At 42.5% G+C, this 20,694-nt stretch carries 18 protein-coding genes and 1 tRNA gene; 6 read left to right on the plus strand and 13 right to left on the minus strand.

Annotated elements, in window-relative coordinates; translation table 11 throughout:
• Positions 1-192: 192 nt before the first annotated feature.
• From SIO70_RS18835 to SIO70_RS18850, 4 genes are all read right to left on the minus strand, one after another.
• Positions 193-2,490 carry a TonB-dependent receptor domain-containing protein gene (locus SIO70_RS18835; RefSeq protein ID WP_320573237.1) on the minus strand — a complete coding sequence of 766 codons (2,298 nt, stop codon included), beginning with the start codon at positions 2,488-2,490 and terminating at the stop codon, positions 193-195.
• A 136-nt stretch (positions 2,491-2,626) separates the two neighbouring features.
• A complete protein-coding gene (locus SIO70_RS18840) occupies positions 2,627-3,076 on the minus strand; it encodes a cupin domain-containing protein (RefSeq protein WP_320573239.1) in 450 nt (149 codons plus the stop codon).
• A gap of 240 nt (positions 3,077-3,316) precedes the next feature.
• Complete coding sequence (locus SIO70_RS18845) at positions 3,317-4,078, minus strand: hypothetical protein (RefSeq protein ID WP_320573241.1); 762 nt, start codon at positions 4,076-4,078, stop codon at positions 3,317-3,319.
• A 222-nt stretch (positions 4,079-4,300) separates the two neighbouring features.
• Entirely contained in the window at positions 4,301-5,749 is a 1,449-nt protein-coding gene (locus tag SIO70_RS18850) for a hypothetical protein (RefSeq protein WP_320573242.1), read from the minus strand.
• A 234-nt stretch (positions 5,750-5,983) separates the two neighbouring features.
• Between SIO70_RS18850 and SIO70_RS18855 the strand changes: the two genes are divergently transcribed.
• Together SIO70_RS18855 and SIO70_RS18860 are read left to right on the plus strand one after the other, a co-directional pair.
• Positions 5,984-8,371, plus strand: a complete 2,388-nt coding sequence (locus tag SIO70_RS18855; RefSeq protein ID WP_320573244.1) for an ABC transporter permease — start codon at positions 5,984-5,986, stop codon at positions 8,369-8,371.
• A gap of 305 nt (positions 8,372-8,676) precedes the next feature.
• Positions 8,677-9,321: a 4'-phosphopantetheinyl transferase family protein gene (locus SIO70_RS18860; protein WP_320573246.1), complete on the plus strand. Its 645-nt coding sequence runs from the start codon at positions 8,677-8,679 to the stop codon at positions 9,319-9,321.
• A 200-nt stretch (positions 9,322-9,521) separates the two neighbouring features.
• Here SIO70_RS18860 and SIO70_RS18865 read toward each other — a convergent pair whose 3' ends face one another.
• Entirely contained in the window at positions 9,522-10,403 is an 882-nt protein-coding gene (locus tag SIO70_RS18865; protein WP_320573247.1) for a nucleoside phosphorylase, read from the minus strand.
• Between the two features lie 90 nt (positions 10,404-10,493).
• On the opposite strand from SIO70_RS18865, the gene SIO70_RS18870 reads away from it, so the two are divergent.
• Positions 10,494-10,564: transfer RNA gene (locus SIO70_RS18870), tRNA-Cys, on the plus strand.
• A gap of 176 nt (positions 10,565-10,740) precedes the next feature.
• Here SIO70_RS18870 and SIO70_RS18875 read toward each other — a convergent pair.
• Both SIO70_RS18875 and SIO70_RS18880 read right to left on the minus strand, forming a co-directional pair.
• A complete protein-coding gene (locus tag SIO70_RS18875) occupies positions 10,741-11,229 on the minus strand; it encodes a hypothetical protein (RefSeq protein WP_320573249.1) in 489 nt (162 codons plus the stop codon).
• A 10-nt stretch (positions 11,230-11,239) separates the two neighbouring features.
• Positions 11,240-11,791 (minus strand): RNA polymerase sigma factor, encoded by a 552-nt coding sequence (locus tag SIO70_RS18880; RefSeq protein WP_320573251.1) that lies wholly within the window; start codon positions 11,789-11,791, stop codon positions 11,240-11,242.
• A 211-nt stretch (positions 11,792-12,002) separates the two neighbouring features.
• Here SIO70_RS18880 and SIO70_RS18885 point away from each other — a divergent pair, with 211 nt between their 5' ends.
• From SIO70_RS18885 to SIO70_RS18895, 3 genes are all read left to right on the plus strand, one after another.
• Positions 12,003-12,323 (plus strand): DUF6249 domain-containing protein, encoded by a 321-nt coding sequence (locus tag SIO70_RS18885; RefSeq protein WP_320573256.1) that lies wholly within the window; start codon positions 12,003-12,005, stop codon positions 12,321-12,323.
• Positions 12,324-12,534: 211 nt separating this feature from the next.
• Positions 12,535-14,925, plus strand: a complete 2,391-nt coding sequence (locus SIO70_RS18890) for an outer membrane beta-barrel family protein (protein WP_320573263.1) — start codon at positions 12,535-12,537, stop codon at positions 14,923-14,925.
• A gap of 222 nt (positions 14,926-15,147) precedes the next feature.
• Positions 15,148-15,558: a Fur family transcriptional regulator gene (locus SIO70_RS18895; protein ID WP_320573265.1), complete on the plus strand. Its 411-nt coding sequence runs from the start codon at positions 15,148-15,150 to the stop codon at positions 15,556-15,558.
• Here the strand turns inward: SIO70_RS18895 and SIO70_RS18900 are convergent.
• The 6 genes from SIO70_RS18900 to SIO70_RS18925 all read right to left on the minus strand — a co-directional run bounded on the left by SIO70_RS18900 (position 15,555) and on the right by SIO70_RS18925 (position 20,640).
• Positions 15,555-16,505 (minus strand): GTP-binding protein, encoded by a 951-nt coding sequence (locus SIO70_RS18900; protein WP_320573266.1) that lies wholly within the window; start codon positions 16,503-16,505, stop codon positions 15,555-15,557. The two genes, SIO70_RS18895 and SIO70_RS18900, sit on opposite strands and share 4 nt — an antisense overlap.
• A 3-nt stretch (positions 16,506-16,508) precedes the next feature.
• Positions 16,509-16,946: a hypothetical protein gene (locus SIO70_RS18905; RefSeq protein WP_320573268.1), complete on the minus strand. Its 438-nt coding sequence runs from the start codon at positions 16,944-16,946 to the stop codon at positions 16,509-16,511.
• On the minus strand, positions 16,939-18,120 hold the full coding sequence (locus tag SIO70_RS18910) for an ABC transporter permease (RefSeq protein WP_320573270.1): 1,182 nt from the start codon (positions 18,118-18,120) through the stop codon (positions 16,939-16,941). The genes SIO70_RS18905 and SIO70_RS18910 overlap by 8 nt, the downstream gene beginning before the upstream one ends.
• Positions 18,117-18,749: an ATP-binding cassette domain-containing protein gene (locus tag SIO70_RS18915; protein WP_320573272.1), complete on the minus strand. Its 633-nt coding sequence runs from the start codon at positions 18,747-18,749 to the stop codon at positions 18,117-18,119. Before SIO70_RS18915 ends, SIO70_RS18910 begins: the two co-directional genes overlap by 4 nt.
• A 135-nt stretch (positions 18,750-18,884) precedes the next feature.
• A complete protein-coding gene (locus tag SIO70_RS18920; protein ID WP_320573273.1) occupies positions 18,885-19,262 on the minus strand; it encodes a MerC domain-containing protein in 378 nt (125 codons plus the stop codon).
• 10 nt (positions 19,263-19,272) lie between these two features.
• The gene (locus SIO70_RS18925) at positions 19,273-20,640 is read right to left on the minus strand and encodes an alkaline phosphatase (protein ID WP_320573275.1); all 1,368 of its coding nucleotides are present in this window, start codon (positions 20,638-20,640) and stop codon (positions 19,273-19,275) included.
• Positions 20,641-20,694 lie beyond the last annotated feature (54 nt).

The following is a 20,694-nucleotide window of genomic DNA, read 5'->3' on the forward strand; positions in this document are numbered from 1 at the left end:
GCATGACAAACATGATCATGGTTGGGCCGGACGAGGTATCGGACAGTGCGGTTTGAAAAATTGATATAGAAATGTTAAAATTTATCAATTTGCAAAAATTAAGGGTTTGGAGCGCCTTCTGGAGTGCTATGTATTGGCAAAGGATAATTACCGGTATGATGGCAACTATCCTTTGCTATAAAACAATTATCCTTACATGGTAGGCGGGTTATTTAAATAATCCTCCCCATGCTCCTTCTCTTTCCTGAATTGCAGCTTTCCAAACTTGTACGACATACTGATACCGAATGAACGATAAGGCACCATACGCAGGTAAGTACCCGTGTAGTTCGATGTACTAAGCGTTGTGTGCTGACGGATATACTGGTTAAAAGGATTCGTGGCTGTCAGACCAATGCTGGCGTTCTTGTGCCAGAAGAGTTTTCTGAAAGCCACTGTATAATTGATCACCTGTGGTACACGTCCCTGAATGCTGTTCCAGGCAGAACGATATTCGCCAAAAGCTTCGGCTACGAGGTTTTTGGGCAAGGAATAGGCTGCGTTTACATTCAGGCGCCAGCTAAGACCGTCGGTTTTATTACCATTATCCAGGTGATTCACCACATGTTTGTTGATCACCATCAGGTTCTCCCGGATATTCAGGTGCTTAGTAAGGGGTAGAGAGCTGGTGAGGATCAGGCCAGTACTGTATTCTTCACCTATGTTTTGGCGGGTGGTGACGGTAACATCTTTATAAATAGAATCACCAACAGCGTAGGTAGCGTAGTAGGCAGTGTAGGTCTTCAGGTCATTGGTATTAATCCTTTCCATAATTCCTACATACATGTTGCCCCCTGGTTTGAAATCGTGGCTATAACCCAGTTCCGTATTATTGCCTATTTCTGGTTTCAGGTAAGGATTTCCCATGGTAATATTGTAAGGATCGCTGAGATTAACAAAGGGGTTCAGTTCCTTGTCAGGCCTTTCTATACGGCGGGTGAAGGCCAGTTTGATGATTTGATCCTCGCCGATCTTACGCGAGATATTTACAGCAGGCAGGAATTCGCCATAAGAAGGGATATTGCCCATGACGATAGTGGTGTATTCATACCGGCCACCGGCTACGACATCAAAGTTATGGAAGAGGGAGAACTTAGCAGAAATATAAGCGGCGTAGATGTTCATTTTGTAGTCGAATACATATGATTGCGTTGTATCCGGGATTGAAGTGGCGGTGTTGTTGAAATGATGGAGGATCACTTTGGCGCCACTTTCGAAGGATAAGTGCTGATTCACCTTGTGCGAATAATCTACGGAGAAGTTATGTTGTAAGTCAAGACCGGGTGTCCAGCTATGTGTTTCGCCCTGAACAAAACTGGTATATGGACTACCGCTACTGCCACTGTAGAGAAAGTAGAGTTCTCTGCCTTCTTTTTTAAATTGTTTGCGATAGCCGAGGTTCCAGTCCCGGGAGCCGGTGTGGTTACGGGTATCGGAGGTGAAATAGATATCACCGGGTTGTTGGTAGGTGCTGGCAATGGAGCGGTTACCGAAGTAGCTATACGAAAAACCACCGGCCAGGTTGCCATAGTCAAAGCCAAAGCCTGTCTGGTAGGCTTTTCTGCTAAAGTCGGTATTGGTTTCCTGCGTCATCTTCGTTTTAGTATCGAAGGTGTAGCGGGTGCGGGTAGACGGGGTGTGAGACGTGAGTTGTTCATTGCCGCTGAAGAATACATTCATCCCGAATTTATTTTTCCTGAAGTTCAGGTTGACAGCGCCGTTTTCAAGCCGGGTGCCTGCGCTGAGGGAGACGTTGCCATTCATACCCTGCATAGGGTTGTCTTTCAGGATGATGTTGATGATGCCGCCTGTGCCCTGTGCATCGTACTTTGCACCAGGGCTGGTGATGGCTTCAATGCTTTTGATCTGGCTGGCGGGAATGGCGGCCAGCGCGTCCGCCAGACTGTTGCCAAACATGGAAGAGGGTTTTCCATTGATGAGGAAACGGATATTTGAATTACCCTGTAGTTCTACATTGCCATCAATATCGACAGTGACCTGTGGTATCTTTTTGAGTACATCGGTAGCCACGCCACCCTGTGAGGTGATGTCTGTAGCTACGTTGTAAACGACGCGGTCGGTTTTGTTCTCAATAGCAGGGGCGCGGGAAGTGACCACTACCTCATTGAGCGATTTGCCGGCGGCGACCATATATATAGTGCCCAGATCCTGGGGCGCATTGATGCCTTTTAGTTCCTGACGGGTGTAGCCAATGAAATCTATGGTCAGGTTATATTTCCCTTTTTTCAGGTTGCTGACTTCAAAGGCTCCCTGGTCGTTGGCGACGGAGCCATTGACGGTTTTACCGGTGGTTGGGTCGTTTATAATAATGGTGGCGTAGGCTACGGGTTGGTGATTGTCTTTGTTCAGGACAAGGCCTTTTATTTTGTTCTGCCCCGATGAATAAGTCCATCCTAATAGTAAGATTGCTAAGACCAGCGATAACTTCATATGCACATTTTGAATTTGCTGGGGCAAACTTAGAGGGGTATTCTGTAGAGATACTGTATTGTTTGAAAAATGTTAAATGGACAGGTTATATTTTGCTTTCAGCCCCAAAAAGGTGCTGCTATAGTAAGGGGACGACCTATTTTTCCCAATAATCCGGCGGCAGCAGGACTTGTCCATATTTAATCGAAATGGCTTCCAGTTTGCTGATATCTCCGTGGGTGGCCTCCGCTTCTTCAAAAAACTCATCCAATCTGCCGGGAACGACTGTGCACCAGAGGCGGGCTAATTTATCCGATTTGTTTTTAAAGTTATGTACTGCTCCGCCTTTGGGAATGACGATTGTGGTTCCTGTAGCAGCGGTCACAGTGCCATCTGCAGTGGTAAATTCGACTTCTCCTTCAAGTACATGGAAGGATTCATGGAAGTCTTTATGTGAATGTGGGTTAGGGCCTCCACCAGGGGGAACGACCATTTCTATGACTGCATATTCATGGTTGGTATCCTTGCTGGGGATAACGATACGGTAGGTACCGCCCATGATGGAGAGCGTTTTGCCGGAGTGGGGGGAGATGAGTGAAGGTTCCATGTTATATATAGAAGGGATGAACAATTTTATGTAAGCTAGGTTATTTTATCCGTGTTTCCTCAGACCTGGTTTCTTCGCATGGTATTTTAATAGACTACCTACCATTACCAGGTACCTAAATTAACGGGGGCTGTCTCAAAACTTCGAGACAGCCCCCGTTAATTTGGGTACCTGATGGAGAGAATTTTCGTACATGTAATTCCAAGAGCCTTCCGGCAACTTATGATACATCCCCCTCTGTTAGAATTTAATATTTAGTTTCTGCGAAACGAGTTTGTCATCTTTATAATATTCAAAAAACCATTCCCCGTTTTTTCTAAATACAATTCCTTTTGCTACACCATCATCGGCAATAAAATTATCCGGTTGTGAGGTTTTGAGCAACGTCATTATTTTTTTAGGAGAGGTATCGATTAATTGATAGCCGTTGGCGTTAGCCTGCGCATATAATACGTCTTTATTTTCAGCGAGGGTAGCAGGTGTGGCGGCTGTGAGCACGGGAGCAGTGGCAGCAGTTGTAGCAGTGGTAGCTGTTGGCGCAGGTGCTATGCTGGCGGTTATTGGTGCTGCGGTGCTATCATATTTGTATTTTGCATTATTCAGCGATACAAAGGCATTTCTTACTGCTTCCATATAGGCGGCCTGCCACTCTTTTTCCCGGCTTTTTCCTTCTTCACTTTTATAAACAATATTGCCCTGACAATCTTTTAATACCAGGGTGATGCCGGTGGCTAAGAATTTCTTTTTTTCGATTAGGTCTGCTTTCAGTGCATTACATTTATTGTTGGCAATATCTGCAGGCAATGCATCATCGGTCATGTAAGCCTCGAATCCTATACCTTCCAGCAACGATTTGGTAAGTATGTTTATTCCATACTGATTCTCCGTTTTAAAGATATCAAAGCGTTCAGGCACCAATACGTATTTGTAATTATTGATGGTGGTTTGAGAACGGGCTGTAATTGCAAAGGTCATTGCCAGCAACAAGGTCATTAGTTTCATATGAATTGATTCTTAGGACGAATATAATCAAAAGGTGCGTGACATTAACAGGTTCCTGAAGAGGTTGCCCTTTTCCTGATCCTCATGGGTGAAGCTGCTCTTATACAATTTTCATATGATAATTCACCGGGCGGTATCTTATTTGAATGAACGGCACGATGGAATTGCGAAAGAATGGTGTGCTGAGTGACCCGAGGCGAGTATTCAGAACGCAGGTAATGCTTAATGAAACATCACCTGGTTTTCAAATTTGATGAATGCGCTGTCCAGTTGTCCGAGTTTCCGCTCTTTTAAATCCGGTTGCAAGAAGCTGTATACGATACTGTTTCTTACTATTGCTTTGATATCATTATAATGTATTGAAGGGTACCTGGTGGCCAGCAAAATATATTGTTCCGTTAAGTCAGTACGAAGTACACCTGCATCGTCTGTGCTGATGACAATGGGTACTTTGTGTGAATGATAAAACAGGATAGGATGTTGGTCGTTTTTTACATGCAGGATAAATTCATTGCTACTCAGGTTGATCTCTACTGCTACTTTCCGCTCACGCATCACTTCCAGCAGTGGAATAGACGCAGCTTCATGAGCGATGTCTACACCATGGCCAATGCGTTGTGCACCTGCTATCAGAACAGCCTGGGAGATGTGATAACGGAGTAGTTCCGGACGCACCATTCCCGCTGCCAGTTCGCCGGCATGCAATGAATACCTGATGTGGGGAAAGTGCCGGTGCAGGTGAGCAAACATGAGCATATGCAGACTATAATCCCGCATGGAAATCACACCATCCTCCGGAGAAACCAGGTTCACCCCTACAATCAGAGAATCCATACTGGCGGCCTGAAAGGCGATCAGCAGTTTTCGGTATACGGTTAATGGTTGTTCGTTCCGGTTGCCATGTAGCTGATAGCGCAGCATAAATACGCTATCGTCAATGGCGGCCTGCTGGTGGAGAAGGTCCTGGTGGTGACAGAATTTTTTGGCAGTATTGCCGATACCTGCTTTCAGCAGTGCGGCATATACCTGATCGAGCGTATTAAATACGGTAGTACTATCTGATAACGAGGCGCCGGTTATTGACTTTTCCCAGGCCGGTCCTGCGGCTAGGCGGATAGCGGTGTCCGGGGCACCCAGCATAGTTTCGATATAGCTTACATTTTCGGCGAGCGCCCGTTGTTTGAACTCCTGCATGCCTGTTTTCATATCATATCTTGCCACTGCACCAAATCTGGAAAAGGTAGAGAAAAAGTGCTGGTCACTGGGGCCGGCAGATGGATCATAGTCTTTGATAGATGCTTTGCGCAGAAATGCCTGTTTGAGGGAGTCAAACCGGGATTCCCTACTAAGGGTGGCAAAGTGTATCCAGGGGGCTTTGTGCAGGGCACCTGCGGTATCTACTTCTATAGTATAGGGTTGCATCCAGCCATTACTTTCCGTTAATACGTTCCAGTAAGTTTCCCCGAAAATGGCCCCGGAGAAATGATGATGCAGGTCTGCTCCTTTGGGCATGGCTGTTAGAAATGCAGACAATGAGGATGGATCATGACGGATCTGCTCAAAATAGTCACTGACATCTTCGGTGTTCCGGTGTTGTTGCGAGCCATCTGTAAAGGCCGTGATAGCAATGATGCAGGAGAGTAAAAAGTGGTGTTTGCGCATGATGATCATAGCAGTAATTTAGTTAAAAACCATTACTGCTTTACAAATAAGCAAATTTATTCTTATTTGGAAGGGTTAAATTTAAGAATTAATGTTCAAATCCGAACATTTTAGTTAGCCGAAACCGGACACATTATATTATATTTTACTTTTAATAAACTGACCTTCAGATTAGATACAGAATGGCATCTTATTTAGTGAATAGGTGAGTAAACCAGCAATTGACGGAATTAAAAAACAGGTATGCTTACAAGTTATCTCAGGATTGCCTGGCGCAATCTTCGGAAAAATACGCTTTTCTCTGTCATCAACATCGTGGGATTGGCTGTGGGCTTACTATGTGCTTTGTTGATCATTTTCCATGTAAAGGAGGAGCTACGTTATGATAAAGGATATTCTAAAGCAGACCGGCTTTTCAGGTTAACGATGGAGGGATTGGGAGAAGATACCCGGCAGTGGGCGGCTACTGCGCCTACCATTGGTTTGCAGATGGCGGAGGTTATTCCGGAGATAGAAACAGTTACCCGTTTTTACCGTCCTTATCCCAGTCAGATCCTGAGTAATGCAAACAATAAACGGTTTGAGGAAAAAGGTGGTTTCTTTGCAGACGCCAGTGTTACAAAAACCTTTGACCTTCATTTTGTAGAAGGGGATGCAGCTACTGCGCTTACAGCAACAGATGCCATCGTGATCACCGAAGAAATGGCGCACAGGTATTTTGGTCAGGAAGATCCGCTGGGCAAAGTGATTATGGACGAGGTGGGGCAATTGCCGCTGAAGGTAACGGGGGTGGTAAGCAAACCCGCTTTTCCTACCCATTTACGGTTTGACTACCTGTTGTCAATGAACACGATTCACCATTACATAGACCAGCACTCGCTGGAAAGACGCACCTGGAATGCTTTTTATACATATGTATTGCTAAAAGATCGTCAATCGCTGAGCAGTGTAAATGCAAAACTGACCAGTTTTATGGTGCGGTATTTTATGGCGGGTGGTGAAACGGAACAGGAGGTGCGGACAGGCCGAAAGCTTCATCTCTTCCCTGTTACCGATATACATCTGTACTCTAATATGGAGAAGGAGCTGAGTCCCAACGGCAGTATTACCTATGTTTATATTTTTTCCATAGCTGCGCTGTTTATATTGTTGATAGCTGCGGTGAACTTTATAAATATCTCCACGGCGCAGGCTTTTCACCGGATGAAGGAAATTGGGTTGCGGAAAGTGATTGGGGCATCGCGGTCACAGTTGCTGCGGCAGTTTATTGGCGAATCATTTATTGTGACGCTGGCAGCTGCTTTATTGGCGGTGTTATTATTTGCTGTTGTCCTGCCTTTCTATAATAACTTAAGTGGGAAGCAACTGCGTATTGAGCAGCTATTTACCCTTTCTAATATGGGGGTTATATTGTTGTTGGTAGTGGTGATAGGATTATTGGCCAGTGCATATCCTGCGTGGTTTGTAACGGGTTTTAAACCAGTGCCGGCACTGAAGGGAAAGCGTGATGTCGCCTCGCCCGTGTATTCAGTGAGGAAGGGGTTGATTATTTTTCAGTTTGCGATTTCAGTGTTCATGATTTTTAGTGCCGTGGTGATGTACAGGCAGATGCAGCTATTTCACAATAAGCACCTGGGCTTTGATAAGGAGCAGCAAATAGCGGTGACAATGTATGGTAATATGTGGGAACAGGCAGAGGCTTTGGTGCAGGACGTTCAGCATTACTCAGGTATTGCTGATTATGCAATGGTTTCTACGCTGCCGGGAGAGCGGTTTTCGATACAGACTTTTTATCCTTTAAGTGCACCTGAGCAGGCAGAGCAACCTTCTATCCGTGCGATGTGGGCAAATGAAACGTTGCTGGCGACACTGAATATACCGTTATCCGCTGGCCGGAATTTTTCAGATAGTAAAAATCATGAGTTTATTCTTAATGAAGCGGCTGTGAAGAACCTGGGATTTAAAGATCCTATTGGCAAAGCTTATGTGCTGGATGGAGATACTGGTAATGTAGTGGGGATTATAAAGGATTTCAACTTTGCTTCGCTACATGCAGCAATAGAACCGTTGGTGATAGCATTTAAGCCTCTCCGTAATAATTACCTGATCGTAAAGACAAGGCAGGGGCAGACACAGCAGACGTTACGGTTTTTGGAGTCGAGAATAAGGACGTTGTCGCCTGGGGCGGTATTTACTTATACATTTGTAGATGATAAGCTGAATCAGTTGTATTTTTCGGAGGAGCGGATGATGCAGTTATTCAAGGTATTTTCTTTCTTTGCGATCTTTGTATCCTGTTTGGGATTGTTTGGTGTATCTGCATATGCATCACAATTGCGGATTAAGGAAGTGGGGGTACGAAAGGTGTTGGGCGCGTCAGTTTATAATGTGACCATGCTGCTTTCCGGCAACTTTATGAGGCTGGTATTGATTGCGACATTGCTTTCGTTGCCATTGGCATGGTGGACGATGAACAGGTGGCTGAATGGGTTTGCTTATAGGGTAGATATTGATGTATGGGTGTTCCTCTTGTCAGGGATATTGGCAATGGTGGTGGCGATGGTGACCGTGGGAGGGCAGGCGATGAAAGCGGCATTGATGGATCCGGTGCGGAGTTTGAAGATGGAGTGATGCCTGAATAGCAGCGTGATCTGATTTTTCAGATAAATAAATATATTTATAGAAGAAAGCCCGTAAAACCATTGTAAATTCAGCATGGAAACCATTGACCGTTTAGTTAAGGTATAATGCCTGCCAGACGGGATTTCTGAAAGTATCAAAAGGTTGAAGTGCGAAGTGGAATATGAAGTGTGGGCCGTAATTTTGGAAAGGTTTCATTGTTGATTGACTGGGAGTATAAGCAATTAAAGAAGCTGATGTATCGACAGCTATTGAGTTGCAGGTAAAAATTCTGTAGATATTGATTTCGATTTCTGATGGTAGTTTTATATGCTTTCATAGAGGAGGAAAGGCACTCCTATTTATTAGATAAGTATGCCGGAAGGTTCAATGAAGAGTTGAATACAAGGATACAGAAATACAGGAGATGGCAGGATGCGCAGCTATCTTTGCTGGGACGGGTACTTTTGACATATGGATTGAAACATTATTTCGATCTGCATGAATTTGAAATTGATCGTACTTCGAATCATAAGCCGTTTTTGGTAAATGAGGATACCTGTTTTAATATATCTCATGCTGGTAGGCTGGTAATTTGTTGTATTGATAAATTTCCTATGGGTATTGATGTAGAATATTTAGATCCTGCAACAAATTACAAAGATTTCAGGTCACAGATGACGCAAGGCGAATTTGACAGAATACATCATTCGGAAGATAAGATCAGTAGTTTTTTTACATATTGGGTGGAAAAAGAAGCGGTCATCAAAGCGCATGGCAAGGGATTGTTCATTCCATTACAATCCTTTGAGGTATTGCACGATCAAACCATTATTGAGAATAAGAAATTCTACCTGAAGAAAATTACCATACATGACGAATATCAATGTTGCATTGCTTCAGGCAGAGATATCAGGCAACAGGAAGTTTATATAGAAAAAATTGGTTTGGCTCAATTGTAAAGGGAGGATATTTCGATTGATTATTTCCCTATTGCTGATTCCAGTTGCTCTAAGTACCCAGGTAATAACTTTATAAATGCAAAAATGATGAAGTTGGAGTGATGATATGGATTGTACTTAGGGTTTGAATTGAATTTTAATTGGGTTTGAATTGGGTTTGAATTGTACCCAGGGATTGTTTGCCCCTGGGTACAGGTCTTTTATAACTTTTCGATGATACCCAAAGATTTTTGGATCAACGTTTCCACAGCAGCACCGCCATCTTTAGAAAACTCTTTCTTCACCCTGTTGGCCACGATTGCACTGATAGACAGGCAATCATGTCCTAAGATTCTACCCATTCCATAAATGCCGGATGTTTCCATTTCGAAGTTAGAAATGAAATATTGTCCTTCTTTAAAGGCTGTCAGCTGGTCCAGCAGGTCAGGGTGGGAGAGTTTACCTCTTAACGCACGACCCTGTGGCGCATAAAATCCCGGGCAGGTAATCGTGATCCCGGCATGGTACCCATCTTTGAATTGAGATGCAAGGGCCTCAGAAGCGCTAAAAAGCGTTGGATTGGCGCTTCCGGGCAATATGGCCACTTGTTTGCCAAAAGCGGCTAAAAGGGCCTTTTCCGCGGCAGTATTCTCAAACAGGTACCAGGGCAGGAGGTTATCCAAACCCAGCCCATGAGAAGATACCACAAAGCTATCCACGGGCACACTTGCCTGCAGGGACCCGGAGGTACCTAACCGGATCACTTTGAGGGCGGTCAGCTCACTTTTTACCGTTCTGGAAGCAAAATCTATATTTACGAGGGCATCCAGTTCATTCAGTACGATATCGATATTATCGGTACCGATACCTGTAGATACCACAGAAATTCTTTTTTTACCGATATAACCGGTATGGGTAACAAACTCCCGATGTTGACGGCTCACCTCTACTTTGTCAAAGTGTTTGCTTACGACTTCGACCCTGTCCGGGTCGCCCACGGTGATGATGGTATCGGCTAATTCCTCTGGTCTTACGTCCAGATGATACACGGCTCCACGGCTATTGAGGATCAGTTCTGATTCGGCAATTCTATTATTTTCCATGAAAAAAATATATTAAGTTTGAAAAATATTTGGCAAATATCAGGAATTTACTACTTTTGCAATCCCAATATTTGATGGGCGAAAAAAAATGGTATCGTGGCCGAGCGGCTAGGCTGAGCTCTGCAAAAGCTCCTACAGCGGTTCGAATCCGCTCGATACCTCTGGTTAAAGGACCGCACTAGTGCGGTCCTTTTTTATTTGTATTTATTGATTTCAGCAGTATATGCATCCCCTGGACAATCCCCCGAATGACTCCGGCTATACTCTGGTTGCTAATTTATTATATAACCACCTTACAGACAGGTTTATTCCCGCAGCATTCCATCCTGCAAATTCATCATCCGCCAGCCTGTCGGTTGCCGGGGTGAAATAATCTGTTCCTGGAACGGCCTATCAGGAAGTCGATGACCAGGAACAGATAGATGGCGAAAAGTATGGGTAAAAGAATAAAGTATTCACTTTGTATGTTATTGAACAACGTGACATATGTTTCGCTGATGTGGCTGGTTTTTTTAATAGGGTCGTGATTGGATCTATCCTGGATGATAGCGAATAAGATTACACCAATGAGGCATGCGGCGATGGCCCACCAGATTTTTTTGCTGATAATGGGTTGTATTTTCTTTGGAAGAAGACTATCCATTGTTTTTTCTGTAAAACGCATGGTAACTTTCTCCGTTGGAAGGTTATGAAGCAGGTGGAGGAGAGGATCTGTATCTGCGGCCAGCTCCTGAATACCCTTCGTTACCTTTATTGTAAAATCAGCACCTGGTTGATCAGGCCCGATGGATTGTATGAGTCGTTTTAACTGTTCTTCTTTGTTCATAAAGCGTAGATTAAATTAAACCGGATAATTTTTGTTCTAGTTTTTTCCTGGCACGGAATAACTGTACTTTGATATTGGCTGTTGACTGTCCGGTAATTTCGTTAATCTCTTTGATGGAGTTTTCGTTCATATAATACAGTGTGATCAGTATCGCTTCATTAGCTGGAAGTTCATTAATTGCCCTGGTTATGTATTTTGATTTTTCCTCCTGTTGCATTTTTTCCAGTTTATGCGGCTGATCATCAAACCGGTTGTAATATTCATCAGGAGACTGTTTACTAACCGGGATTGCTTTTCTTTGTTTGATGTGGGCTAAACAGGTTCTATATACAATTGTATAAAGCCAGGTGGAGAATTTGGCACCTCCCTTGAATGATCTGATGGCTTCATAAGCTTTTATGAAGCTTTCCTGGGCGGCATCTTCTGCCCCGGCAGGATCCTGGATCATTTTTAGAGAAATGGTATAAGCCATATTTTTATACTTATCTACGAGAAAAGCATATGCCTTAGAATCGCCATCTTGTATTCTCCGGATATATTCCTGCTCTTCTATATGAGTCATGCAGATATAGCGGTTTTCTTATAAGAGCGTAGTTTCCCATCAGTGGTTACAAAAAATGTCCTTAAAATATTTTTAAGTTTATTTTTGGTGTAAACAATAGAATATCAAATGATTGTGGTAGGGGAGATGAAGGATTTTAAAAAAAACCTTTAAATCTTGTAACTCATATTCACTGAATCGACTCTTACTTGCGAAGTAAAACTAGTAAAATATGGACGAAATTACAAGAGATTGCCTCGTTTCTATAGCAGCCTTTGCCGCAATATTCGGAATAGCTTACATATACTTTGTTTCCCGCCACCGGGAACGTATTACTATGTTGGAAAGGGGAGTAGATCCGAAATCTTTTCAAAAGGAGGAACAACCCCTGAAATACGGTATGATGGCAATTGGGATAGCAATAGGTACAGTGGCCGGTGCAATTTTGAAGATGAATGGTGTGGAGAGAAACACCAGTTATATTTCAATGATATTTTTATTTAGTGGTATCAGTTTAGTGATTTACCATCTAATTACCAGCACTAAGAAGTAATCTTAATATTTTTCACATTCCACCTTTTGCGAAAACCCTGACTCTTTCCAGGTTTTTAGCCTGTCCATGATAATTTTATTGTAGACCTGTTTTTTTAAAAACAGTTGTGCGGGTCATTGCCTGACCCGGACCCTTATTTTTTGCCCATATGAATCAAAAATCAGTTCATCAGATTGTGTTGTTAATTTTTTTATTACTTCCATGTGCAACAATGAATGCGCAGAATGCGCCAGGGCAGGGTAGTGTAAAGGGAATAGTCTTGGATGCGAATAATCACGCCGGGGCTGCATTTGTTGCTATAAGAATAAGGGAGGCAGATGGCACAGTGGTAAAAGTAGGGGTATCCGGGCCTGATGGAAAATTCCTGGTTAAAGGGATAAATAAAACTGGTAATTATGTGGTTACATTCTCTGCCATGAACTACCAGGCGAAGTCTGTTGACTTCCAGTTTAAAGATAGCAGCGTGCCAGAGGTCGTGATGGATACTGTTTATTTGGAACCCCAGCATGTGCAGTTAAAAGAAGTGGGTATCGTAGCAGGCAAGCCGATTGTAAAACAAAAAGCGGGCATGATCTCCTACGATATGCAGGCGGATCCTGACAGTAAATCCAGCAACGTGCTAATGATGGTAAGGAAGATCCCTTATCTCTCGCTGGATGCGAATGAAAATATCACGTTGAAAGGTAATGCTGATTTCAAGGTATTGATCAATGGAAAGTCTTCAGGTATGTTTGAGCATGATCTGAAGAATATATTGAAGACGATGCCTGCTTCTTCCATTGCACGTATCGATGTATATACAATCCCTCCGGCACGTTTTGATGCGGAGGGTGCCGGTGGTATAATTAATATCGTTACTATACCTAAAGTGAAAGATGAATACAAGGGAACAATCAGTATTTCAGAAAATGGACCTGTAGGGGGGCCTGGTGCTGGTGGATCGTTTACCCTGAAGAAGAATCAATTTGGCTTTTCAACATTTATGGGTGGCAACTTTTTTAATAACCCTACAACAGATAATGTAACAGCAAGAACTACACTGGAAGAAACGCCTAAGATTCTGACACAAAGCAGCAAAGAAAAGGGGAATGGCCGGACTGGTTACGTAGGCGTTGAATTGAGCTACGAGATTGATAGTTTGAAATTGGTAACTGGTAAATTTAATAGCAATGATAATCACCAGGAGAATAATAAGTATTTTGAATCAAGACAAACGACTGGAGGCACTCCTTCACAGGAATATAACCTGGCCAATTCTGTAAATAATTCCAGTAATGGGATGGATGCTGGTATTGACTACCAGATTACTGGTAGAAAAAACAGCGGCCGTAGGTTGACCTTTTCTTACAAGTACAGTACCTCCAATGGTTATATGGAAAATAGCGGAGATATAAGTGACACGCTTAACTTCAATATGGCTGATTATATGCAGAAGAATGATCAGCAGACAAGGGAGCATACGGCACAGGTCGATTATGAATATCCAAAGAACAACCTAACAATAGAAGCGGGTGTGAAAGGGATTTTCAGGGATAATAAAAGCGAATATAAATACTATGCGTATGATGATTCCAGCAAGGGATTTGAGTTGCAATCAGATCTGTCAGACCTGTTCAACTACAATCAGACGGTACTTGCAGCTTACAATTCTTACATTTATAATTTGAAGAGCTGGAACTTCCAGGGAGGACTTAGAATGGAGAAAACGAGCATCGCTGCGAATTTCCTTGGGGAGACAAAAAAGGTAAAGCAGGATTATGTCAACTTCTTTCCGAGTGTAAGTATTAATAAGGGATTTAAAAATAACCACAGTCTGAATATCGGCTTTACCCAGCGAATGAAACGTCCGGGTATAAACCGGCTAAATCCATTTGTGGATCGTCAGGACCCTGGTTTTGTTTTTACCGGCAATCCAGGGTTAAAACCAGTTATAGTCAATTCCGTGTCTGCGGGTTACAACATCCCCGGGAAGATTAACTTTACAGGCGTGGCAGATTACACCTGGCTTTGTAAAGTTGATCTCCCAATCACTACCTATGATTCATTGACAAATATTACCACCAGTACTTTTGCAAATACCGGTAATATAAAAGGGTTGAGTGCATTTGTATATGCGGCTTACAATGTTACCGGGCATTTTAGTACGAATGTAAATGGGAGTGTTATTTATTTTTGGATTGATGGTCTCGAGAATGGTACCATCATAAAGAATGAACTGCTAACTTATGCAGTTAACCTTTCTTTGTCTTATAGTTTCACGCATGGATGGCGTGCAAGGGCAGATGGGAATCTGCTCAGTAAAAATCCTACCGGGTTCCAGGGGACATCTAATGGATTGTTGGCTACCTCATTTGGATTGAGCAAGGATTTATTGAATGGTAAGTTGACAGTTGATGCTGGTATCAATAATCCATTTAATAAATATCGAGACAGCCGTACATATACTACCGGCACTAATTTTTATCAGACATCCAACAACAGGGTTTATTACCGGCTTGTAATGTTGACCGTAAATTACAATTTTGGTAAGATGACGGGTAATATTAAAAAGAGTAAAACGACCATTCGAAACAACGACCTGTCAAATGGTAAGGGGATGTAAAATATATGACTGATGAAAATTCTGGTAACCGGGGGATACGGCCTTCCATACGTTAAACAGAAAGTTGTCTGATTTAAACAGATTAGTTATAGATTGAATTGAAATAGCTCATGAGAGAAAGATTCATCCACTCCAATTTATTAAAGACACCTTCGGGCCCGATTTTGATATTCAAAGAACAGCGTATTAAAAAAAACAGTAAATTGCATCTTTGATGCAATTATGGTGAGGCATAAAAATACGACTTTAGCTGAAATGCTCCTGTCGGATGGTGGTTTAAAGGTTACGCCAACAAGAAAGGCAATCCTCGAAATTATCCTGAGGAATGGATATTCCATGACGAATAAGGAAATAAACTGCTCATTGAAATATAAAATGAGCCGGTCTATTATTTACCGTACTTTGCAGCTGTTTGTAGAGCGGAAGGTACTTTGTATTTCTCCTTTGTGTGGCAGAAGTCTGCAATATTATATCGCTTTGCATAATAGTAGTATCCTGCATTTTCAGTGCGAAAAATGCAGGACTATTACAGTTTCTGATGCTGGTGTGCTGATTCCATATACCATACAGGATGGAAATATCGTAAGACAGGTATTTTATAGTGTGAAGGGCCTTTGTCAGAACTGTTGCTAGTAGAGGGCGTGAGACAGCAATTGTTCAAATCCTTTCATTTTAAGATTTTTCCCGATAAATACTATTTTACTTCTTCTTATTTCTCCATCCTGCCATTGATTACCGGGGGCCATGGACAGGTACTCTGCCACCGACTGTAAGATATATTTTTCATTTTCGCCAAACCCGTAAACAATGCCTTTTACACGATAAATATCTTTGGCCTGTACTGCCATGAATACCATCATTGTATGCTGTAGTTTAGGAATGTCAAAAGGCTTGTCAAAAGTCAATGTAAGTGAGGATAAACTATGGTGATGTTTTTCTGTCTTGGTTTCCTGCCCGTTATAATGTTCATTTTGTTTCCTGATATAATCCATCATTTCCTTGTGAGGAAAATGATCTTTTGTTCCGGATAATATGATTGCAAATGGATTTATTTCCTTTAGTAAGTTATGTATACCTGCCAGTTCTTCGTCTGACACCAGGTCTGTTTTTGAAATAAGCAGGATATCACTGAAGCTGATTTGTTTCCGGGCTTCTTCGGTAGTAGCCAGTTCGTATGAAATATTTCTTGCGTCTACCAGGCAGATCACCCGTTGCAACTGGTAGTAACGAGTTACGATGGGATCAATGAGAAATGGTAGGGCGACAGAAGAGGGATCGGCTATTCCTGTGGTCTCAATGATCAGTTCTTCAAAAGCGGCGGCTTTTTTAGAAAGATCAATTAAGAGAGTCACAAGATCTTCATTCAGATTACAGCATAGGCAGCCGCTGCTCATCTCGAAGATATTATCTGATATCTCCATCACAAGTTCTCCATCTATAGATTCCTTTCCGAATTCGTTTTCAATGATAGCGTATTTACCTCTTTTCTCAGCTATGAGCAATTCATTTAGAAAGGTGGTCTTCCCGGCACCTAAAAATCCTGTGATAATTGTGACCGGTTTAGGTTGTATTTGTTTCATAATTTAATTCACCTCCTCTGATAATTCTAAAACGTAATAAAATTCATTGATGTCAGTGGCATTCAATCTCAGCTTGCCTCTAAATTTTTTGTAGTCATCTATGTCATAACCGGTATTCCTTTTTTTTAGTTTTACGGTAATGATAGATGCGGGGCTGCCTCCGCCACAGAAGTAACAGCTGGCATATGGGTTGGCAGATAGTGCAAGTGATGCCCCGGTTTTATCTACCGGTATGACAAAGCCTGTGATTTCCACCAGTTTCCCATCCAGATTTTTTACATTCTGGGGAAATTTTGGAAAAAGCATATACCCTTTTATGTCATTCAGATATCTCTCTTCATATTTAATATGAAGCAGGGTGAACCAGCTTGCCTTTAGGGGCTTTCCCTGCTCTGCAACTGAATGGATGGTAAGCAGTATTGTCAGCAACATTTTATTCATGGGAAAGGGTTTTTGAAATGTTCAGTTGAAATGCTTTTACTGCTGGTAATGCAGCCGCTACAATTCCCAGTAGGATAGTTGCCAGCAGTAGGTACCATTCTTCAGGTAATAGCGTTGTTGTAAATACATTAATATGGTATTTTGGCCCGGCATATTTATTTAGCATCCATAAGCTGAAACGGCTTAGTATAATGCCTGTGACAAATCCGATAATAACCATAATTAGTCCCTCACACAATAGGAGCCAGCTAATAAGCCAACGACTGCTACCCATAGCCCGGGCAAGGGCAAGTTCGTATTTACGTTCTTTCAACCTGGAATAAAGGGCAATAAAAACACTGATACCGGATAGCAATACAATCGCAAGTGCGGTGATTTGTAATGTTTTAATACCAATGCCCATAAGTGTAAACAAACGTTTTATTTCCAGCTGTGGAATAGCTGCTTGCATGGGCGTTGTTTCATTTACCATGCGTGGCAGTGAAATCATGGCAAGCGGACTTCTGTATTTTATCAATAAAGCTGTAATCTGTTTTTCGCCATGGTCGTCATCGTCATCATGGTTTTCATGAATTTTCCAGACGGAAGCGATATTTGTCAGGATCAGGTTGTCTACCACACTATTGTTTTCTGTCAGGATCCCAGTTACTTTATATTTATATTCAGCATGAGCATGACCTGTATTGCCCAGTCCATGCATCCCAACAAAACACTCTCCGGTTTTTAACCCTGTATGTGCTGCCACCTCATTGCCAATGACAGCTTCCATGGTAGTAGTAAAGATGTGTCCTTCCCGAAACAGGCAGTTGTATTTCTTCAGGTAATTGCTGTCTGTACCTACTATTCTGAACGATTGATAGGAGTCACCATATGCCAGTGGGATGGCCTGTTTTACGAGGGGTAGATTTGACAGTTTATCCGCATCTTTAAGTGAAATATTGCCTACCGGAGCATCGACCTGGTAGACAGCAGATAGCACTAGTTGCAAAGGACTGCCTTTGGCTCCTACCACCATGTCAATATCCTGCAGGTCATTATCCATTTTTGTTTCCAGCTGATGCTGGGTAACGAGCAACATAGAGATGATACCAGTGCCACACGTGAGCAGCAATAAACTAAGCAGGGTAGCCAGCGGATGCTGAACAAGATTTCTGAAAATGATTTTTGTAATCATCCGGCGAGATATACCTGGTTTGAAAAATGTAGTTTCAATCTTGCATCGTGAGAGACTACGATGAGCATAGCCTGGCTAATTGCGGCCTGTTCCTTTAATAATTGCACGACGCGGGTGGTATTTTCATCGTCAAGGCTGCTGGTAGGTTCATCGGCCAGTAAAAGTTGCGGATTGTTGATTAATGCCCTGGCAATTGATACCCGCTGCTGTTCTCCATTACTTAGTTCTGCAGGCCGTTTGTGCAGAAGGTGGTCTATCTGTAGCCTTTCTGCCAGCAAAACTGCTCTGCCGCTATCTGTGGTAGCTTGTGTAAAGAACCTGGGTAACAGGATATTGTCCATTACATTCAATGCCCTCATAAAGTGAGAAGACTGATAAACAATGCCAATATGCCGGCCTCTGAATTTGTCCAGTCTTTTATCGCGTAATAAGGTAGTATCCGTACCATCAATTATTAGCTTACCGCCTGCTGGTCTTAGTAGACAGCCGAGTAAATGGAGGAGTGTCGTTTTACCGGTTCCCGATTTACCTGTGATAAGGACGGGAGTATCCTTATTACAGGTGATATCAGGGTAATTGAATACCGTTTTTGTGTTATATGCGAATTGCAGCTGAAGGGCACTAAGCATTTTTGTATATTATTTTAAATTTTACCGATCCCGGTGTAAACAACATTTTCCTTAGAGCAGAGGGTGGCCTGCATCCACAGGCTGTACGCAGGTTTAATATGATGTAAATGACCATTCCGATGAGCAACCATTTTCTTATTTGTGCCGGCATTGTTTGACATTTTTAAGATGGGCAATGATTACCAGAAGGCTGCCTTCCAGCTTGCACAATATGTCAGCATATTCGGAGGGAACAAGATTCCCTGCAATCATAAGAATAAGCCCCGTCACAAATAATATTATTAATACTGCATTATGATGTTTTTTATAACCGTTAAATAATGCCAATGATCCGGCACTCATAGAAATCAGGATCGTAATAGTTTCGAGATATATATTGTCAAGGAACTTGATACCAAACAATGTTAGTGTCGTAAACAAAACAGGTAGTAACACCCAATGTATGGCACATGCAAAGGATGCGGCAATGCCGATGGTATCCCATCTGCTCCTGTAATCAGTATTCATAAGCATTTACCGTTTTTTAGCCGTTCTTTATACCGGTAGCCTGCAGCATCAGGTAGTGCAGATCTGTATTTTTAATAAATGGTTTAATTAGGTCCCGCCCGGGCCCATAAATAGCCAGTTCTACATAGTCGGCAGAATGATCCATAGCGCCCCAGCTTATAGACGTATAGCCTGATTGTATGGAGGCCAGTTGCCTGAAAGGAAGTTTGCGGGGGTTGTACAGTCCAGCCTCGTCCAGTTGTTCGTAATGTACCAATATTGATGCGGCTTCTTCTTTTGTAATAGCGATTCCTTGTGCGGCCTCAATCCTTTCAATTAGTTGAGCCGATGTAAAGGATTTGTTTACACCATTTAATATCCATTCATTTGTGTGCCGATAATGTTGCAATTTGTCAAACTGCTGATTGGCATTGTCGCCATAGAATAGACCTGGATTAGAATTGCCATGATCGGTAGTGATGATGACCATGGTATTTCCATCCTTAGATGCAAAATCAATGGCAGCCTTAATGGCATTGTCAAATGCTATCTGATCATAGATAAGCGCACCGGCATCGTTGGCATGTGCAGCCCAGTCTACTTTTCCGCCCTCTATTTGCAGGACAAATCCTTGTTTGTTTTTGTTAAGTAACTCAATTGCGGTTTTGGACATTTCTGCAAGAGTGGGTATGTTTTGCTGTAATGTGTTATCCTGTATATGATCGAGTGCATATGGTAAACCGTTTTCATTGAATATACCTAATGCAGGTGTCTTATTAAGTTGCAGCATCTGATCACGGTTTTGCACTACTGTATACCCAGTAGCTTCATAGCGTGCTAAGAGACCTGGCGGAAAATATTCACGTCCGCCACCCATCATGACATCAAATTTTAATGGAAGATATTGTTCAGCTATCTCATGCATGTCGCCCCGGCTTGCATTAGTAACGCTAAAACCTGCGGGAGTAGCATGTGTAATAGGAACGGTAGTCACACAACCAACAGCTTTACCGGCAGCTTTGAATTTTTGTAAAATGGGGGTATGATGGGTACCATCTTCACTCACATTCAGTTTTCCATTTTTAACTCTGACACCTCCTCCCCAGGCAGAACTGGCGGCTGCAGAATCTGTAATGAGTGAGCTGGCAGAGGCGGTATCCATTAATGCCCTTGATACTTTTTCTTCTTCATATAGCCTCAGCCAATTGCTTTGCCTGCCTTCTTTACGTTGTAAAAGCAGACTGGCCAGATTCAGAGTACCTATACTCATACCATCGCTCACCATAAAGATGATATTCCTGGCAGTTTTAGGAGGGTAATTATTCGCCTGCAACTTATGTATAGGGAATAAGCTACTACCGAGCAGTGTGATGGAAGTATTTCTAAAAAAGTCTCTTCTTCTCATGACAGCATTATTTGTGTGCAACAATGTTGCAAAAGTACTGATTGTTTTATGCAT

Source organism: Chitinophaga sancti (assembly GCF_034087045.1).
GTDB lineage: Bacteria > Bacteroidota > Bacteroidia > Chitinophagales > Chitinophagaceae > Chitinophaga > Chitinophaga sancti_B.

What these genes read in the sequence shown, in the direction of transcription:
- SIO70_RS18850 (WP_320573242.1), bottom strand. Translation starts at nt 5,749, where the DNA reads ATGATCATCATGCGCAAACACCACTTTTTACTCTCCTGCATCATTGCT.
- SIO70_RS18915 (WP_320573272.1), bottom strand. Translation starts at nt 18,749, where the DNA reads ATGCTTAGTGCCCTTCAGCTGCAATTCGCATATAACACAAAAACGGTA.
- SIO70_RS18885 (WP_320573256.1), top strand. Translation starts at nt 12,003, where the DNA reads ATGGACGAAATTACAAGAGATTGCCTCGTTTCTATAGCAGCCTTTGCC.
- SIO70_RS18865 (WP_320573247.1), bottom strand. Translation starts at nt 10,403, where the DNA reads ATGGAAAATAATAGAATTGCCGAATCAGAACTGATCCTCAATAGCCGT.
- SIO70_RS18910 (WP_320573270.1), bottom strand. Translation starts at nt 18,120, where the DNA reads ATGATTACAAAAATCATTTTCAGAAATCTTGTTCAGCATCCGCTGGCT.
- SIO70_RS18900 (WP_320573266.1), bottom strand. Translation starts at nt 16,505, where the DNA reads ATGAAACAAATACAACCTAAACCGGTCACAATTATCACAGGATTTTTA.
- SIO70_RS18840 (WP_320573239.1), bottom strand. Translation starts at nt 3,076, where the DNA reads ATGGAACCTTCACTCATCTCCCCCCACTCCGGCAAAACGCTCTCCATC.
- SIO70_RS18895 (WP_320573265.1), top strand. Translation starts at nt 15,148, where the DNA reads ATGGTGAGGCATAAAAATACGACTTTAGCTGAAATGCTCCTGTCGGAT.
- SIO70_RS18860 (WP_320573246.1), top strand. Translation starts at nt 8,677, where the DNA reads ATGGTAGTTTTATATGCTTTCATAGAGGAGGAAAGGCACTCCTATTTA.
- SIO70_RS18920 (WP_320573273.1), bottom strand. Translation starts at nt 19,262, where the DNA reads ATGCTTATGAATACTGATTACAGGAGCAGATGGGATACCATCGGCATT.
- SIO70_RS18905 (WP_320573268.1), bottom strand. Translation starts at nt 16,946, where the DNA reads ATGAATAAAATGTTGCTGACAATACTGCTTACCATCCATTCAGTTGCA.
- SIO70_RS18925 (WP_320573275.1), bottom strand. Translation starts at nt 20,640, where the DNA reads ATGAGAAGAAGAGACTTTTTTAGAAATACTTCCATCACACTGCTCGGT.
- SIO70_RS18845 (WP_320573241.1), bottom strand. Translation starts at nt 4,078, where the DNA reads ATGAAACTAATGACCTTGTTGCTGGCAATGACCTTTGCAATTACAGCC.
- SIO70_RS18855 (WP_320573244.1), top strand. Translation starts at nt 5,984, where the DNA reads ATGCTTACAAGTTATCTCAGGATTGCCTGGCGCAATCTTCGGAAAAAT.
- SIO70_RS18835 (WP_320573237.1), bottom strand. Translation starts at nt 2,490, where the DNA reads ATGAAGTTATCGCTGGTCTTAGCAATCTTACTATTAGGATGGACTTAT.
- SIO70_RS18880 (WP_320573251.1), bottom strand. Translation starts at nt 11,791, where the DNA reads ATGACTCATATAGAAGAGCAGGAATATATCCGGAGAATACAAGATGGC.
- SIO70_RS18875 (WP_320573249.1), bottom strand. Translation starts at nt 11,229, where the DNA reads ATGAACAAAGAAGAACAGTTAAAACGACTCATACAATCCATCGGGCCT.
- SIO70_RS18890 (WP_320573263.1), top strand. Translation starts at nt 12,535, where the DNA reads ATGAATGCGCAGAATGCGCCAGGGCAGGGTAGTGTAAAGGGAATAGTC.